Genomic DNA, 16,410 nt, shown 5'->3' on the forward strand with positions numbered 1-16,410 from the left:
TCCCCGAGAAGAAAGAAGTAGAATGTCTAGACTTGTCTAGGATTTACGTAGCAGATATATGTTGAGTATAAGGATGAATATTGGGCTGAGCAAGCACGGGAGATTTTAGAGAGATTACCAAAACAGTAAATTCCCCCTCCTCGCTTGCGGGGAGGGGGTTAGGGGGTGGGGTGCTTCAGGGTTGGTTTCCTGGCGGTTGGTTTCCAGAAGCATCAGCATCCGGTTCCGTGTATTCACAAAATATATCGATGCCGATATGGACAATGTACAACACAATGATAGTCGCAATGGTGGGGTCGAGCGGCACTCCACTCATGCCTAGCAAAGAGACAATCAACGCTGAGAGTAACGGCGCACTAGCCGGATTTTTTTTGTATTCCTGCACCTTGGTACGGAAACTCTCATCAGCGCCGCAGAGTTCTTTCCGCAACCGCTTCAGTGTCACTTCCCGCAGAGATTTTTGATAGTCTTTCGGCGCACTGAATTTCTCTAACAAAATTTCATCTAAACAAGCGTCAATGTCGCCGTTGTTTTGTTCCAGCTTAGTCAACGCTTCCTGTGCAGATGCATCATCTGGCAAAACTTCTCGATAGTACCGAATTTCATCGGTAGATAATTGAGTCATTTTGAATCTTGGTTATTTAATTTGGAATAAGAGAACATCTGAATATCTTGCAGTATTCTCTATCAAAGCATATTGGGAGGGTGAGAACCCCTGTTCGCGTAGCGTCCCGAAGGGAAGATGTAGTTTGACGTACGGAGGAAAACTACATCTGTGTTTTAAACAGGGACGGGATACCCGACCCGAAGGGCTTTAGCCCTTTGTTTCTCTTTCAATGTATTGCCTTAGCGCTTCTCTGATTAAGTCATTCATTGACCTCTCTTTTCGTTTACTTAGTTTTACCAATTCTTCATACTCTTATGAGCGAAAATCTTGTACTAAATCTACGCATGACATCATTAATATGCTATATTGATGTCATGGTAACACAGGATGAAAAACTCCAAAAAACAAACGTGATGCCATACTGAACCAGGACAATTGAAGATATGGGGTTGTGTTGAAAAGTCTTTTCAGAGCCATCAACACGTAAAATCTTCATGGTTGGAAGATACCAAAGTAGCCGCACATCCCTTCGGGGGCGAGGCGGGTAGGGCTGTTTGAACCAGCCAACGTGTTTTACAAAAAACATGAGACAACGTTGCGGAGTGTGGCACCTATCCCACGTAGCAACAACAGTCTAGAATCCTGGTTTTTCAAAGCCAGGAGAGTTCAATAGACCGCATAACCGCCCGGAAATACAGCGCTTTCAAAAGCATAAAGTACAAACCACATGGTAAGGGCACAGCATTGCTGTGCCCCTACAGTACTGCCGTGTGTTCTAGCCAATTGAAAACTGCTGGAATCAACTTTTTCCATATTTTACCAACTTTTGTGGTAAAATGATATGTCAAAATTAAAAATGGGAAAGTTTATTTGCTTATAGCACAATACGGTTCGTCTCAAAACTTATCGCCCTGCTAACAATGCTTGTGTAGCAGACTCCCCTGCTAATTTCGCTTGGCGTGTCAACTGGAAGGTTAACAATGCTAAGATGCTCAACTGACCTAGAAAAGCCATAAAAATTGTGGTAGTCCCAGCCTTTGAAATACCCACCCAAGAATAACTTGTTAATAGCCATAAAATGGGATTGTTGTGTGCATGAATGCCTAGTATTCCTAACAGTATCGGTGGTAAAAACATTGCTGCTGTTACAGTACCAATAGCCCAGAAAGCACGCTTGGGAGTTTTCATCAACAGCATAAGTTGAGTCAGAGTGGCGTAAATCATTATCAAACTTATGAACAAAGCCACAGCCAAAAGTGCCTTCATCTTATCAACAAGGTTAACTTCCGCAGGATGATACCAAAGTAAAATCCCCACTAATAAAGGGGTTGTAGCGATGACAATATTGATGGCTATTGCCAAAACGGCTGGGCTTTTTTCACCCCAAATTAAATCTTCTAACAAAGAGTTTTTCCGAGAAGAACTATTGCTACTCGTAACATTTTGGTGTCGATACCTTGCCCAATCTTGTACAGTTTGACGGTGCGGTGAGAGAATTGCTATTAACCCCAGAAATACCAACAAATTCAAAGGATATAGCCACGTTAAGTATCTTCGCACATCATATAAAGTAAAGCCATTGATATTTTGGTAAACTCCAAAGTAAACTCCAAAGTTGACAAGTTGCAAACAAGCCATCCAGAAATAACTTTGCTTTTTGCTTAAAATAGTAGAATTGGGGTTACGAAAACAACGCTTGAGTGCTTGCCAAATCCAATAAGTCCACAACCCATAATTCAATAAGTGCAAACTCACAATACCAACAATACTTTTCCCAATTGGCAAGTTAAAAAACTGCAATTTTTTGAACGGTCCACCATTGTATATATTGAACGATTGTGGGAAGAGATAATTGGTTATATCCAAGGGACTGAATATTCTAAACAAACCAGTGTCAACGATATTTGTGTCTTCAGATGCCAAACCTAGAGTTAGTAACAAAAATAATAGAACAGTACCACTACCTAACCAAGGTTGAAAACCACTGAACCAACGGCAACATAAACCAAACAGCAGTGCAGCACTGTAGAAGAAAATGCAGCAAGCAGCTAGTACAGCCCAAAAGCTCAATATGTAACTTGTGGCAATATTGGCAGCACTTCCAGCCAAGAAATGTAAAGGTGCTGCTGTGAGGATGACCAGATAAATTAAGATGGGAACACCCAGCATTTTGCCAGTCAAAATACTGGTTTCCGACTGAGGAGTGAGACGAATAAAATTCAGCGTACCGTGCCGTTCTTCCGTTGCTAAGTTATTAATAAGCAAATACGTACCAGCAACTAACAGTGTGAAAATAAAAATCACACTCAGCGATAGGAATATATATTGCCAGTGGTCACGCCACCACATTTGCATATCAATTTGGTCTAAAGGACAAAATCGATTACTTAAGGTTTGGTGGATATGATGTTGTTTGTATTTTACTTCTGTTATTTGTGATTTAACTTGCTCAAGTTTTACCTGGTCGAACTCAGTAGAACTGCTATAGCGACGAAATTGTTCTTGCAGTTGTTGATATTGTATTGACAGTTCTCTGTCAAGTTTGATTCTTGCTTGCTCAAAAGTTAAACCTACTTTGCAGTATTGTGCGTACATCGAGTAGTTTTCGCCAGGAAGTTCCCGCAATTGATACAGGAAAACAACTAACTGAACAAGTAGAGAAGTCACAACCGCTATCACAGCCGGAAAAACTTTCAGGCGACCCTTAAGTTCTCGTAACAATTGCGGATTCCAATCGCCGAGTTTTTCTATAAAGTTGATTATCATTTGAAAGAAACTCCACAATTAAGTGAATCAATTTGCATCAAAGTTCGTCGTTTAGACGCGCGATGGCGCGTCTCTACAAATGACTAATGACTCATCAAGATGCTTGCTTATGACCTAGTTTGAGGAAAATTGTTTCTAGGTCTTCTTGAGTACAGTGAAAATCAGTCAGAGGAACACCAGCTTTAACAAGCGATCGCAACAAATCTGCACAATCTTCCTCTTTTCCAGAAAAATTTACCCGCACACTGTTTTTTGTAGACATTATCTCCCACTCTTCCACGAAAGGATTATTTTTCAGTTCGCCTAAAAGTTCGTCTAGCTTCCCTAAAGTCGATATGACTATTTGCTGACGGGCAAGACGCTGGTAGAGTTGTTGTAGCGATGAACTTTCTACCAAGAAACCGAGTTCCATAATTCCCACTGAGGTACACAGTTCTGCCAAATCACTGAGAACGTGGGAGGAAATTAATATCGTCATCCCTGCTTCTTGCAACACTTTGATGATTTCGCGAAACTGCATCCTGGCGATGGGATCTAATCCTGAAACGGGTTCATCAAGCAGCAAGACAATCGGTTCGTGGATAATTGTTCGCGCCAAACACAAACGCTGTTTCATTCCTCGCGATAAGGTTGAAATCAAGCTATTGCGTTTATTACCGAGTTGTATGAGTTCTAAAACTTCGTGTAGGCGTTGAGTGCGGCGTGGTTCTCGTAATTTATAAAGTCGGGCAAAATAATCTAGGTAATCCCAGACTGTGAGTTCGTCGTACAGCGGATAGTCATCGGGTAAGTAACCCAGGCGGCGCTTGAGGGTGGGGTTGGTTTTGTCGCGGCGTAGGCGATCGCCATTAATATAAATCTCACCCGTCGTTGGTTCCTGGGCTGCTGCTAACATTTGGATGAGAGTTGTTTTCCCTGCACCATTTGGACCAATCAGTCCGTAAACTTCACCCGCTTCTATTTCTAAATCAATATCATTAACGGCAACGTGTCTGTCAAATTGCTTCGTCAGTCCACAGGTGCGAATTGCCAATTCTTTTGTCATAGCTACTGGTGCGGTTTGGAATTATACTGAGTTGCATTCAGTCATCTAGACTGAAATTTTAACGGGCACGACACTATGACATAGAGAACTGTCCACATCTAGCGCGTCTGGTAGCCTACCCTGTTTGTTTAGCTGCAATTATTCAATAACACTCAGCGTAGCTTCTGGCTACAGTATTTGTCAGGCTTGTTTCGGAAATTGAAACTAGTTTTAATCAAAACTTGATTTTCTTTCTAGGCTTTGCACATTTTCTACTTTTATATAGCAATCCTATTTGAGTTGTAAAAAATATCCATGGTGGCTGTTGACGGTTAACAGTTGACAGTCAACACCCTGTATGCCAGATTTCACAAATCCTCAACGGACGGTGATATGTATAAACTTTTGTTTATAATTAAGCAAAATAATCCCCTTCCATGCTGATCTTGGAAGGGGATAATCTTAAACAGTATTTGAAAAGTTAAATCTTGAATTTGTTGCTGCAGTATTAATATGCAACAGGTGGTGTTAAGAGAGTAGCTTGACTGCCATTATGAGATGATTCACTAATCGCATAGCGGTGTTCGGGAGCAGGATAGCCAGCTTGACCAAAGGTTTCGCTAATGGCTTTGTTAGTGTCGAAATACACCTGCCAGTAGTGTTCATTATTGGTGTAAGGACGTACTGCTAGTACGGTTCCCGCCAAGTTGAACTCTAGAATTTCTACATCTGGTGCTGGATTTGTGAGAACATTAGGAATTTCGCTAATTCTGGCTTTTAAAAGCCGAATTGCATCGTTGTGATCCACATTATGGTGGAGTTGGGCAACGAGGTCAACGCGACGGTAAGAATTGGCTGAAAAGTTTTGGATGTTGTCTGCAAATATCTTGTTATTGCCGACAATCGTCAAGACGTTTTCGGGCGTATTAATTGAAGTCGTGAACAGTCCAATTTCTGTAACCGTACCTGTGACGCCTGCAGCTGTAATGAAATCACCAACTTTAAACGGTCGAAAGATAACTAAAAACGCACCTGCTGCAAAGTTTGCCAGTAGTCCACCCCATGCGGCACCAATAGCTATGCCAGCAGCAGCTAATAATGCTGCAAACGAGGTTGTTTCAATCCCAAAAAACCCGAGAAGTGCAACAACAAGAACGATTCTTAGGGTGACGCCAATGATATTGAGAAGATAGCTAACGATTGTCGGATCAACATGCTGGCTTCTGAAACCACGCCGCACCAGTTTCAATGCAAAATCAATTAACTTTTGACCAACGATCCATAAGGCGATCGCACCTAAAAGCTTTAGTCCAAATTCAGTTAACAGTTGGATAGCAACCTGGCTGATCTTATTGAGATCCATAAACTTTTCTCTCCTTGAGAGGTCATAACAAACATACAAGGAAATAACCCAAAGATTGCGTATAAATACTTTTTTTTTATTTTCCTGATAGGCTGTACCCAACAGTATTGCTTCCTGCACTAATCGGTTTTACTACGAGCTTGTCGCGCTTGTTCGGCAGACTGCCGCATCTCCTTCAAAATCTCCTCTTGCTCCAGTTGAGCCACTCGCGCTTGTTCAGCTGCGTGTCGCGCTTGTTCAGTAGCCACTCGTGCTTGTTCAGCTGCGTGTCGCGCTTGTTCAGCTGCGTGTCGCGCTTGTTCAGCTGCCACTCGTGCTTGTTCAGTAACCAGCCTGCTTTCTTCAGCCGCCAGCCTGCTTTCTTCAGCCACCTGTCGTGCTTGTTCAGTAGCCAGTCGCGCTTGTTCAGTAGCCCGCCTGATTTTTTCCGCCGTCTGTCGCTGCTTCTCCTCTGACTGCCTGTCTTGTTCGGCAGACTGCCGCTGCTCTTCTGAGGTTTGCCGCTGCTCTTCTGAGATTTGCCGTTCCTCCTCCTGCGCCTGTTGCTGTTGAGTGTAAGCTTTCCACTCCGCCGCCTCCTCTTGCCTCTCCTGCTCGGGCGAGTCCAGATTATCACGCACGTGTTTACTCATTTCCTTGGCGTTTCTTAATCTTTTATATCAAGTCCTTTGAATTACATAATAATAAAATCGCCCCACGCCGCAAAGCGGCGTGGGGCGTAGGGGAATTGTGGGTGATTAACTGAACCTGATATGACCACCAAATAAGGATTACAGGCTTAACCCAGTTTTTTGCTCGATTGCTACTCATGAGCGTACACTTGCTAGGTATGATATTTAATCTGCAAGATTTTCTGCGCGATTAAACATTTACCCAGCTAAAACGAAACTATGGCACAGCAATACCGCATTACCCTACTCCCTGGCGATGGCATTGGATCCGAAATTATGGCAGTGGCGGTAGAGGTGCTGAAAGTCGTAGGGAAGAAGTTTGATATTCAGTTTGAATTCACGGAAGCCCTCATCGGTGGTGCAGCCATTGACGCTACGGGTGAACCCCTACCAGCCGCCTCCTTAGATATATGCCGCAACAGCGATGCTGTCTTACTAGCGGCTATTGGTGGTTACAAGTGGGATTCTCTACCATCCCATTTACGCCCGGAAGCAGGTTTGTTAGGACTGCGGGCGGGGTTGGGATTATTCGCCAATTTGCGCCCAGCGAAAATATTACCGCAATTGATTGATGCTTCTTCCTTGAAACGCGAAGTTGTCGAAGGTGTTGATATTTTGGTGGTACGCGAACTTACAGGTGGAATTTACTTTGGCAAGCCTAAGGGCATTTTTGAAACAGAAACTGGTGAAAAGCGGGGTGTGAATACGATGGCTTACACCGAATCAGAAATTGAGCGCATTGGACGGGTGGCGTTTGAAGCTGCACGCAAACGCGCAGGGAAACTTTGTTCTGTGGATAAGGCGAATGTGTTGGAAGTTTCTCAACTGTGGCGCGATCGCATCATCAAACTTGCTCAAGAGTTTCCGGATGTGGAACTCTCTCATATGTATGTAGATAATGCAGCCATGCAGTTGTTACGCGCTCCCAAACAGTTCGATACGATTGTTACAGGTAACTTGTTTGGCGATATTCTCTCGGATGCCGCTGCTATGCTGACTGGCAGTATTGGGATGTTACCCTCTGCGAGTTTAGGTGCTTCTAATCCAGGAGTGTTTGAACCCGTCCACGGTTCCGCCCCAGATATTGCAGGACAGGATAAGGCAAATCCTTTAGCACAAGTTTTGAGTGCCGCTATGATGCTTCGATATGGTTTGAACGAACCAAGTGCAGCAGATCACATTGAACAAGGAGTGTTACAAGTTTTACAAAGAGGCGATCGCACTGGAGATATAATGTCTCCGGGCATGAACCTTCTGGGTTGCCGCGCTATGGGCGAGGCACTTATTCAAGTCCTCGAAGCCGAATAATTGCCTAGGCTCAAACCGACAATTTTGGCAACATTTGCTGAAACTTTTCGGATAAACTATTAACACAAACCTACAACAAGAAACAGTGAGTGGTGTACGCTTTAAAACAAGGACAAGCAAATTATACCAACCCCAAAAATCAGCCACCTTTGATTGATCCTGCCGTCATCAGAGCCGCTGGTCAGATTTATCACATTTACTGTGAGGTACATCCCGAGATGACTGGGCAACCTTCAGGAGTCGCAATTAACCGATTTAATCACCGAGGTAAGGTGATTTTTACCAATCAACCAATCCTCTTGCCAGAAGAATGTTTCGTGCAGTTGAATCAAATTGAATCGTATATGTATTAAGTCACAAGTGATGAGTCATGAGTCAGTGTTATAACCTTTGAGCAAAGGACAAATAACAAAGGACAATTGACTGAATGGACACCTTGATCATAGTCCAGGCAAGTGTCATAGTTTTCACCCTAGGAGCTTCTATTGGTAGCTTCATAAATGTTGTCGTTTATCGTTTACCAACTCAGCTGTCGATTCTTTTTCCGCCTTCTCGCTGTCCCCATTGCTTAAACCAGCTCAAACCCTACGATAATGTCCCAGTGTTGGGATGGCTATGGTTAAGAGGGCGTTGCCGTTATTGTAAAAGTAAAATCTCTATCCGTTACCCTGTGGTAGAAGGGGTAACGGGTATTATTTTTTTACTAATTTTTTGGATATTTAAATTTTCGCTCTCTACAATAGGGTACTGGGCGTTTTGCAGTTGGTTATTAGCGCTATCACTGGTAGATATAGATACAATGACATTACCCAACTCGTTGACTAAGTCGGGTTTGGTCATGGGAATTGTGTTTCAGATGGTTTATGGTTTTTTATTAGAAGCGAGTTGGCTAGGATTGGTAGATCATTTCATGATCGCGATCGTAGGAGCAGTGGTGGGGTTATGGCTGTTTGATGCCATTAGAATCATTGGTTCAATTGTCTTAGGCAAAACTGCTATGGGTGCAGGAGACGCCAAATTAGCAGCGATGATGGGAGCATGGCTAGGATGGAAGTATTTGCTTGTTGCTAGTTTTCTTGCTTGTGTCCTGGGAGCGATCATAGGTGGAGGTAGTATAATACTATCGCCTCAAAAATGGGGACAAAAGATACCCTTTGGTCCTTTTCTCGCTTGCGGTGCACTCATGACTCTATTTGGCGGCGAAGCTATTTTAGCTTCCTACCTGCGCTTATTCTTTCCAACCAGTTGAAACACAAGAACACAACCCAACAAATCACTTCCTCACTCCCTCACCCTCTCACTCCTCCATCTCCCTATCTCACCATTCCCCGCTACACTATAACTGTAAATTTCATCACCCCATCTATCTTTCAGCTTTTGGTAATATCAACATAGTGACTTGGATCACTCTCTTAACAACAAGTACTCGTTGGCAAGCAGAATTAATGCAACAACTGCTTGCCTCTCATGATATATCAACAAAAATTATTGATTTGGGGGTGAAATCGTATTTGGGGGCTGGGACTCCAGCCGCTTTACAAGTACGTTTACAAGATAAGTGGACTGCGTTGCTACTCTTAAGTCCCCCAGAAGACGAGCAAGAGACTTGAATTTGTTTACGTATTTTCGTTAAGCTGGCAACCAAAGATGTATACAGAAGGTCTGATTTGCTTATAAGAGGAATTTGAATAAGTAGTTATCAGTTATGAGTCATTAATCCTTAGTATGGACAAAGGACTAATGATAAAAGAATAAAGACAACAAACAAGGGGCTTGACCTTTTTTCGACATACTATCCACTCAAATAAAATACAAATGGCGAACAACGAAGAATCACGCGGTTTAAAATCTCTGTTAGATTGGTTTGCAAATCGACGGAAATCAGGGTCTACCAACCTGGAACGCCAAGAACGTGAAATTGCTGATGGGCTGTGGCATAAATGTTCTAACTGTGGTGTCTTGACATATACCAAAGACCTGAGAGCGAACCAAATGGTTTGCGTCGAGTGTGGACATCATAATCGAGTTGATAGCGATGAGCGCATCCGTCAATTGATTGACGCAAACAGTTGGAGACCGATAGATGAGCATTTGCGTCCCACCGATCCATTGCAATTTCGCGATCGCAAAGCATATAGCGATCGGCTACGGGAAATGCAGGACAAACTAAACTTAGTAGACGCCGTTAAAACTGGTTTGGGTCAAATAGACGGTTTACCCGTTGCTGTTGGCGTCATGGACTTCCGCTTTATGGGTGGAAGCATGGGGTCTGTTGTGGGAGAAAAACTCACCCGCCTGATTGAGCAAGCCACTCAGCGACGGTATCCTGTGGTTATTGTTTGTACCTCTGGTGGAGCGAGGATGCAAGAAGGGATGCTCTCGCTGATGCAAATGGCGAAAATTTCAGCAGCTTTGCAGCGTCATCGGGAAGAGCGGTTACTGTACATTCCCGTTTTGACAAACCCCACCACAGGTGGTGTCACGGCTAGTTTTGCCATGTTGGGCGATATTATCTTGGCAGAACCGAAAGCTACGATTGGTTTTGCTGGTCGGCGAGTGATTGAGCAAACCCTACGAGAAAAACTGCCAGAGGATTTTCAAAGTGCGGAAGATTTGCTAAAGCACGGTTTTGTCGATGAGATTGTGCCTCGTACTGCGCTCAAGAGAACTTTAGCACAGTTGATTGCTTTGCACCAGCCACCCGCACCAACGACAACTCATAATATGGTCGTTTGGGAGACAAGAAGTTTGAGTTCTACTGTTGCTGAGTCATAGAAGTTATAAGTTATGAGTGAGGAGCTAGAGTGAAAACTTCCTCACTTCTAACTCCTAACTTCCTAAATGCGTTGTATTGTCACTTTTAGCTTTTTCCCAATCAGCGAGTAGTGTTAGTCGTACTTAACTTTCTTCGTGCTTGACATCGGGAGTTTGAAACTCACCTATCAACGGTAGAGCGATCGCCTGCATCAACTCGTCTCCCGCTGCCAGTATGGTAAGCCCGGAAGGTACGGACTAACTGTCCGTTGCATCGCTAGCTACAGCAAATACGCTCTACTAAGTGGGGCTGTTCAAGTGTACAGGTAGGGGTTGCGATAGTCAACGGACAAAATTGACATCTAAAAACTACGGCAAGATACAGGATTTTGCCATGAACCATGAGATGAAGTAGTGGGTGGATTAGCTGTAAGAATCACCTCACCTTTAGAGTTTATCACCCAGCCAGTAGCTTCTACAATCCGTTCTGGTGTGGGGTTTGTGAGATTTGTGGAAACAGATGGACTGTTGTGGTTGTCAGTGTTTGGGTTGAGAGTTACCCAGTCTACCAGAACAGCGTCAGATGTCAACATCTCAAACGGATTGCGGGATAAGCCGCCGCGTCCAGTGATAAAAAAGGAACTAGCTGTTTGACTACTGTTGGGATTGCAGCTAGTATCAATTTGCTGTGAAATATCAACCAGATTTATGGGCAGTTCCACTAATCCCCGGCTAGGGTCTACATCGGGTGTGTTTAATGTGACCTGTCCAGTTGCAACAATATCACTTTCTTGAGTTTGCTGTTGCCGGAATTGGGTGCCAAAGATGCTTTGGGAACGGATAGCAATATTTCCTCCACTACCAGTAAAAGCATTGGTAACTATGTCGCTATTTTCTGAAGCAAGTATGAATTTGGCATCCATCTGAAAATTGCCCCCCTTTCCACCAGCCTGTGGTGTGCCTGAGACAGCAGATATCTCACTATTGCGGCGCAACAGCAGTAAATCTTGTACTCTTAGAAAAATATTTCCTTCTGCACCCGTTACTGAGTTAGCTGTAAGTTTCCCTTGGTTGTCCAGTTGGATAGAGCGAGCTACAGCTTCTATGTTGCCTGCACTTCCTGTTTTACTGCTCACAGTTACTTCAGCCCCATTTTGGACATTCAATTGCCCAGTTTTAATATTTATGCTGCCAGCAGTGCTCAACGTTGATGTGGCAAACAGACCACTGTTAACCTGACCATCTGCCGACCTTCCATTTAGTTGTATAGAGTCGGAAGCATTAATGTTTAAAGTTCCGCCTTTACCAATACTAAAAGTAGAAGCTGAAATTCTTGCTCCGTCTTGAATCAGCAGTTCTTTGGTGTTAACGGTTATACTTCCAATACCTCCAACATTAAAAACAGTAGAAAATATGCCACTTATAAACCGACCATCTTCTGACACATCATTGAATGGTATATATTGATAGCGTTCTGTAGAGATACCTGTAAGTTCTATAGAGTCAGAGGCATTGATAGTAAGGTTCCCCTCTCCCTGTGCCCTGTTTCTAGCAGAAAAATAGCTTACTTGTGCTCCATCTCGAATAATTAATTTTTTAGTAGAAATAGTTAATTGTTCATTGTTATCTGAACTGTTACCTGGTAAGTTAGCAACTCTTAATTCACTTTGTTGATTGTTTAATGTACCGCTTAATTCCACAGAATCCGAGGCAGTTACTGTTAACTTTCCTCCAGAAACAGAGGAATCCCAGGAAATAGCATTTACAGACGAGCCATCACGAACAGTCAATTTCTCTGCATTAATTATTATATTACCTCCCTCTAATGAGGTTACATAAGTTATCGACGGTTGCCATAGGTACGAGGAATCTGTTGCACGAATATTTGAACCACCAGTGAGCGTAATTTGCTTGCCCTGTAACTGAATAGAATTAGCTTCAATTGAGGCTTTGTAAGCGGAAATATCTGCTTTGGCTAGATTGTTGGGAAAACTCAAAGACAATTTCTGAGAGTAAATATTTACTTGTGCTGGGTCATTGGGAAAACCCAAAAACACATTGTTGCTATCCACATTCAGTCCTATAGTTCCTGTTCCTGCTACTCCTCCTAACTCAACTCGACCACCGGGAGCAGTCAATGCCCCACCATCCAAACTCACATCACCACCCACGAGCGCTAAGGTTCTCCCAGGCTGCACTTGTAGACCAACAGGTGGTCTAAAACTATTGGTTGCATTATCTGGATTGGCTTCGGATTGATTGAGGATACGTCCTGGATTTCCCCCATATTGCAAACCAATAGGAACACTTACAGTCAGTAACGGCGTAGTTTGTGGAGCAGTCGCACTAAACTCAAAGCCATCAGCAAACTTCAAGCTACTTGCCGTACTTGCTAGAAATGAGCCGCCAATGTTCAGCGAGGCATTACGCCCAAAAATAATCCCATTAGGATTTATCAGAAACAGGTTGGCTGTACCATTAGCTTTAATTAACCCATCAATGTTTGATACTGACCCACCCGTTACCCGACTAAAAATGTTCCCAATATCAGTAGCATTATTAAAGAAAGCAGTGCCACCAGTAGGAATAGAAAACTTCCCAAAGCTGTGAAACAGGTTGCTTCCGGCTTGCGTTCCTCCATTGATAACGCTAGTATTACCCACTTGTGTGACATTGGAATTATTGGGTAGAGTGCTATCAGGAGTAATTTGGGCGTTAGCACAATTTCCAGACAAAGAAAGCGTACCTCCAATCGCAATTCCTAAAAACCAGCCCCAACGAGTAGTTATCCCAGACATTGTACTCTTCCAAACTTTGCAGTAGTTGCGCTCTTTTTCTGAATGAAGCACGGTTAGTGAACCATCAAGGAAACTCCTGCTTACTAGTCAGCTAAAAAGTGCAAGTTTTATGCAAAACCAGCCATTTCTTTACAAAACTTTATAAAAACCCTGTAAGAAACGCGCAACTCTCTTCAAAACAAGCAGGATTTTTCGCGTTTAATCAGAAATTATTCCAATAAACTGCTTGATTTGGGGCACACGTGTATCTGTGGAGGCAGAACGGGTAATCGTAAAAGGAACCTTGCCTTTTGTACAGGTTTTGTCCTCGGTAATAGCGTCGGTGACAATCTTCATGAAGAAATGTTAAAAAAACCGATACTTTGCATAACAAGCAAAGTAACTTCCGATGAGTTTATAAAAGATGACTCAATGTATCATACTTGACAACTCAAATCAGTCTTTTCTCTAGAGGAAAAATATGTTGCTTCAAAAACTCTCTGCTATCACTATAGTTGTTGGACTAGGATTCTTTATATCTAGAAATCCTGCTGAGGCTGCTGTCTTCGATTTTTCTTATGAATTTCTAACAGGAAATACTATATCAGGCTCAGTAGAAGGAGATTTGCAATCAGATGGAGATACAGTACAAAATCTGCGAAATTTATCCGCGCGTTATTCGGCAGAGCCAACGATTAACTTAAATTTCATCCACAACTCAAGAATTTCTTTTTCTGGGAATGTGTTTAATCTTACTGGATTTCAGAACGACCCTAATATACCCTCGGCTACTCCTTTTGGTGGAAATGATAATTTTGGATTCATTCTTTCTAATAGCTATCAGACTAATGGCGTTTTAGCTCCTAATAGCGCTACAGTAGGAATCTTCGCTACTGGTAATGGTTTTGGCTTTCCGTTTGGATCTCGACAGAGAGAAGCGGAGGCTCTTTCAGTTACTCGCTGGTCGTTAAGCCAACGATCTGTGTCAGCTCCTGAACCTCATATGATAGGAGGAATGCTAGCTGTAGGATTATTTAGTGTTGTGTTGAAGCGGTTTAGTTCTGCAAGGCTTTGATTACACCACTTTCACGATTTCAACGTTAACACCTCAGGGTTAGAAAAAACGTGAGTGATTACTCTCGTAAATGTTGAGAAAGATCCGGGTAATGGATAGCCCGCAAGCACGGAGGCGGTTAATAGATACATACTTCTTGACTTGAAACTGCAAGCTTTATGCAACCGCAGTATTCGCCCCTCCTCGCTTGCGGGGAGGGGTTGGGGGTGGGGTCAAACCAACGTGGAATTAATGGTTAAACGTGATTGTTGACACGTATGAGCAATGCTGTGCCCCTACCATGCGGTTTATAGTGTATGCAAATGCAAACCGCTATAGATTCAATCAACAACCTGTGTACTCTAATCGCTACTAAGCGGGAAATTTACGCAAAGCTTTATTAATCTTTACAAAACTTTTTAAATCTTATCACTTAATTGATGTACATATGTCATCAACTACCAATAAGTGACTGTATGTCTGCCAACCAGGCTAGTGCCTAACTCTCAACTACGTTTTTGCGAAATATCCAGAGATTTTGTACCATCTGGGTGAAAGATTGTCTTCCCGGTTCTTGGACAAACATCAGGGGGACAAGCGCTGCAAGTCGCAATACCGCAGAGACTGCGAACAATCCTGCTAAACCTCCAAAGGAAGGGTTTTCTGCGACGAAACCGCCTATGGTGGTACCTAGAGCACCGCTCACCCCGCCAACTGCAGCAGTAGTCGCGAAATAGATGGATTTATTTTTAACTGGTGTCACCTCTATGTGCAGATTGTTGTTGCACAAGTCAAGTGCTGCCCAGTTACCTCCAATAAAGATGTGTATCAGCGGCAACCACAGCCACAAATCCCACAAATCAATAAGGTTAGCACCAATCGCCAGCCACAGCACCGGTACGCTTGCAGCTACCATCCCTACAACAAGCAAAATTGGACGATTGCCGATTTTGTCTGCTAACCTGCCCCAGATGATGAGCATCAGCAGATTCGCCCCCGCTTGAAGGCTACCATAGAAAGTTACCCAGCTTACCTCTAAATTGAGCGTGCCCAGCATATACATGTTGAAGAAGGGGAGGCTGAGGTTAGCAGCAAACATCCACGAGCTGAAATACAGCAGAAACTTTAAAAAGTTAGAGTTCTTCCAGATGCTGTCTTCAGCAGTTGCATTATTTGCATCATCAGAAACTGCCTTTTGGGCAGAAGATTTCATGGCAGCAGCGTTTTGCTCCTGTGGGTTCACATCCACTTGGAAGTACTGACACCCCAAGCTAATTAGCCCCGAGATGACACCCACAAACAGCACCACGCCATAACCTTGTAGAGTCCCACCGGGCCATTTCGAGACAGCTAGACCCGCTAAAGGTACACAAACCAAATTGGTTAGGCTAGCCAGACTGTTACGTAATCCGAAATACCGTCCCCGCAACCGCCGAGGCACGAGGGTTGCCATCCACGACAGCCATGATGAACTATCGAATGCTGCCGATAGATTGGTTAACAAGACAATCACCAGCACCAGCATCACCACTTGGTGAGAATTAATCCGTCCTAAGCTTAGGGCTGCAATGCCAATGACTAGAAGTAGCCAGAGTAACCGACTAGTCCCGTTTGTCAACAAGGAATACCGAAAGCGACTGGTTGTGCGTTCTGACAGGTAAGCACCCAAAGGCTGGATGAGATTTACTATCATCGCGATAGAAGACAGCATCCCAAAAACCATGGGACTGGCATCTAACTCTACCAGGAAATTACTGAGCAAAATCCCGCTACAAGTAATATTCATAAACGTTGCGAACACAGCATCCACGGTTGAGGCTTTTAGGCTGGTGCGAATACCATCCTTAGAGAGCCGTGGGCTGAGTTTTGAGGTAGGAGAGGGTGCTGTTTCCGAAACTGTAATCTGGGTTATTTCAGAAGCAGTCATTTCTAGTGGAATAGAATCCATAATTTATCTCTACAGGTAGATGAAACATCTCTAACTGTGTGGTCAATCGTTTGTTATTCTAACTTGTATTTCTCAGCAAAAATTTACATAACAAAGAAATTTCATCCTAAGCTACAAAAACAGTATGTAAAGTGACAG

Annotated in this window: 14 protein-coding genes; 6 read left to right on the top strand and 8 right to left on the bottom strand. The window is 43.4% G+C overall.

What is annotated here, in order from left to right:
- Nucleotides 1–175: 175 nt before the first annotated feature.
- From ACM0OZ_RS32110 to ACM0OZ_RS32135, 6 genes are all read right to left on the bottom strand, one after another.
- Nucleotides 176–625 (bottom strand): hypothetical protein, encoded by a 450-nt coding sequence (locus ACM0OZ_RS32110; RefSeq protein WP_414586883.1) that lies wholly within the window; start codon nucleotides 623–625, stop codon nucleotides 176–178.
- A gap of 189 nt (nucleotides 626–814) precedes the next feature.
- Nucleotides 815–907, bottom strand: coding sequence for a ribbon-helix-helix protein, CopG family (locus ACM0OZ_RS32115; protein WP_414586884.1), 93 nt, complete (start codon nucleotides 905–907; stop codon nucleotides 815–817).
- Nucleotides 908–1,510: 603 nt separating this feature from the next.
- The gene (locus ACM0OZ_RS32120; RefSeq protein WP_414586885.1) at nucleotides 1,511–3,373 is read right to left on the bottom strand and encodes an ABC transporter permease; all 1,863 of its coding nucleotides are present in this window, start codon (nucleotides 3,371–3,373) and stop codon (nucleotides 1,511–1,513) included.
- A gap of 94 nt (nucleotides 3,374–3,467) precedes the next feature.
- Nucleotides 3,468–4,418, bottom strand: coding sequence for an ABC transporter ATP-binding protein (locus ACM0OZ_RS32125; RefSeq protein ID WP_414586886.1), 951 nt, complete (start codon nucleotides 4,416–4,418; stop codon nucleotides 3,468–3,470).
- Between the two features lie 487 nt (nucleotides 4,419–4,905).
- Nucleotides 4,906–5,760, bottom strand: coding sequence for a mechanosensitive ion channel family protein (locus ACM0OZ_RS32130; RefSeq protein ID WP_414586887.1), 855 nt, complete (start codon nucleotides 5,758–5,760; stop codon nucleotides 4,906–4,908).
- A 119-nt stretch (nucleotides 5,761–5,879) separates the two neighbouring features.
- A complete protein-coding gene (locus ACM0OZ_RS32135; RefSeq protein ID WP_414586888.1) occupies nucleotides 5,880–6,392 on the bottom strand; it encodes a hypothetical protein in 513 nt (170 codons plus the stop codon).
- A gap of 258 nt (nucleotides 6,393–6,650) precedes the next feature.
- Between ACM0OZ_RS32135 and leuB the strand changes: the two genes are divergently transcribed.
- The 5 genes from leuB to accD all read left to right on the top strand — a co-directional run bounded on the left by leuB (nucleotide 6,651) and on the right by accD (nucleotide 10,514).
- A complete protein-coding gene (gene leuB / locus ACM0OZ_RS32140; protein WP_414586889.1) occupies nucleotides 6,651–7,739 on the top strand; it encodes a 3-isopropylmalate dehydrogenase in 1,089 nt (362 codons plus the stop codon).
- 92 nt (nucleotides 7,740–7,831) lie between these two features.
- Nucleotides 7,832–8,092: a hypothetical protein gene (locus ACM0OZ_RS32145; RefSeq protein WP_414586933.1), complete on the top strand. Its 261-nt coding sequence runs from the start codon at nucleotides 7,832–7,834 to the stop codon at nucleotides 8,090–8,092.
- A gap of 74 nt (nucleotides 8,093–8,166) precedes the next feature.
- A complete protein-coding gene (locus tag ACM0OZ_RS32150) occupies nucleotides 8,167–8,988 on the top strand; it encodes a prepilin peptidase (protein WP_414586890.1) in 822 nt (273 codons plus the stop codon).
- A gap of 145 nt (nucleotides 8,989–9,133) precedes the next feature.
- Complete coding sequence (locus ACM0OZ_RS32155) at nucleotides 9,134–9,349, top strand: hypothetical protein (RefSeq protein WP_096568685.1); 216 nt, start codon at nucleotides 9,134–9,136, stop codon at nucleotides 9,347–9,349.
- A gap of 205 nt (nucleotides 9,350–9,554) precedes the next feature.
- Nucleotides 9,555–10,514: an acetyl-CoA carboxylase, carboxyltransferase subunit beta gene (gene accD / locus ACM0OZ_RS32160; RefSeq protein ID WP_414586891.1), complete on the top strand. Its 960-nt coding sequence runs from the start codon at nucleotides 9,555–9,557 to the stop codon at nucleotides 10,512–10,514.
- Between the two features lie 341 nt (nucleotides 10,515–10,855).
- On the opposite strand, the gene ACM0OZ_RS32165 is transcribed toward accD, so the two are convergent.
- Nucleotides 10,856–13,291, bottom strand: a complete 2,436-nt coding sequence (locus tag ACM0OZ_RS32165; protein ID WP_414586892.1) for a filamentous hemagglutinin N-terminal domain-containing protein — start codon at nucleotides 13,289–13,291, stop codon at nucleotides 10,856–10,858.
- A gap of 460 nt (nucleotides 13,292–13,751) precedes the next feature.
- On the opposite strand from ACM0OZ_RS32165, the gene ACM0OZ_RS32170 reads away from it, so the two are divergent.
- Nucleotides 13,752–14,345, top strand: a complete 594-nt coding sequence (locus ACM0OZ_RS32170) for a hypothetical protein (protein WP_414586893.1) — start codon at nucleotides 13,752–13,754, stop codon at nucleotides 14,343–14,345.
- 478 nt (nucleotides 14,346–14,823) lie between these two features.
- Here the strand turns inward: ACM0OZ_RS32170 and ACM0OZ_RS32175 are convergent, their stop codons facing one another.
- Nucleotides 14,824–16,272: an MFS transporter gene (locus tag ACM0OZ_RS32175; RefSeq protein WP_414586894.1), complete on the bottom strand. Its 1,449-nt coding sequence runs from the start codon at nucleotides 16,270–16,272 to the stop codon at nucleotides 14,824–14,826.
- Between the last annotated feature and the right edge of the window lie 138 nt (nucleotides 16,273–16,410).

The sequence above is a fragment of the Scytonema sp. PCC 10023 genome (assembly GCF_963920835.1).
GTDB lineage: Bacteria > Cyanobacteriota > Cyanobacteriia > Cyanobacteriales > Nostocaceae > Kalymmatonema.

Bases quoted from the DNA above. Each gene is read 5' to 3' on its own strand.
- ACM0OZ_RS32165 (WP_414586892.1), bottom strand. From the start codon at position 13,291: ATGTCTGGGATAACTACTCGTTGGGGCTGGTTTTTAGGAATTGCGATT.
- accD (WP_414586891.1), top strand. From the start codon at position 9,555: ATGGCGAACAACGAAGAATCACGCGGTTTAAAATCTCTGTTAGATTGG.
- ACM0OZ_RS32175 (WP_414586894.1), bottom strand. From the start codon at position 16,272: ATGGATTCTATTCCACTAGAAATGACTGCTTCTGAAATAACCCAGATT.
- ACM0OZ_RS32110 (WP_414586883.1), bottom strand. From the start codon at position 625: ATGACTCAATTATCTACCGATGAAATTCGGTACTATCGAGAAGTTTTG.
- ACM0OZ_RS32130 (WP_414586887.1), bottom strand. From the start codon at position 5,760: ATGGATCTCAATAAGATCAGCCAGGTTGCTATCCAACTGTTAACTGAA.
- leuB (WP_414586889.1), top strand. From the start codon at position 6,651: ATGGCACAGCAATACCGCATTACCCTACTCCCTGGCGATGGCATTGGA.
- ACM0OZ_RS32170 (WP_414586893.1), top strand. From the start codon at position 13,752: ATGTTGCTTCAAAAACTCTCTGCTATCACTATAGTTGTTGGACTAGGA.
- ACM0OZ_RS32120 (WP_414586885.1), bottom strand. From the start codon at position 3,373: ATGATAATCAACTTTATAGAAAAACTCGGCGATTGGAATCCGCAATTG.
- ACM0OZ_RS32135 (WP_414586888.1), bottom strand. From the start codon at position 6,392: ATGAGTAAACACGTGCGTGATAATCTGGACTCGCCCGAGCAGGAGAGG.
- ACM0OZ_RS32125 (WP_414586886.1), bottom strand. From the start codon at position 4,418: ATGACAAAAGAATTGGCAATTCGCACCTGTGGACTGACGAAGCAATTT.
- ACM0OZ_RS32150 (WP_414586890.1), top strand. From the start codon at position 8,167: ATGGACACCTTGATCATAGTCCAGGCAAGTGTCATAGTTTTCACCCTA.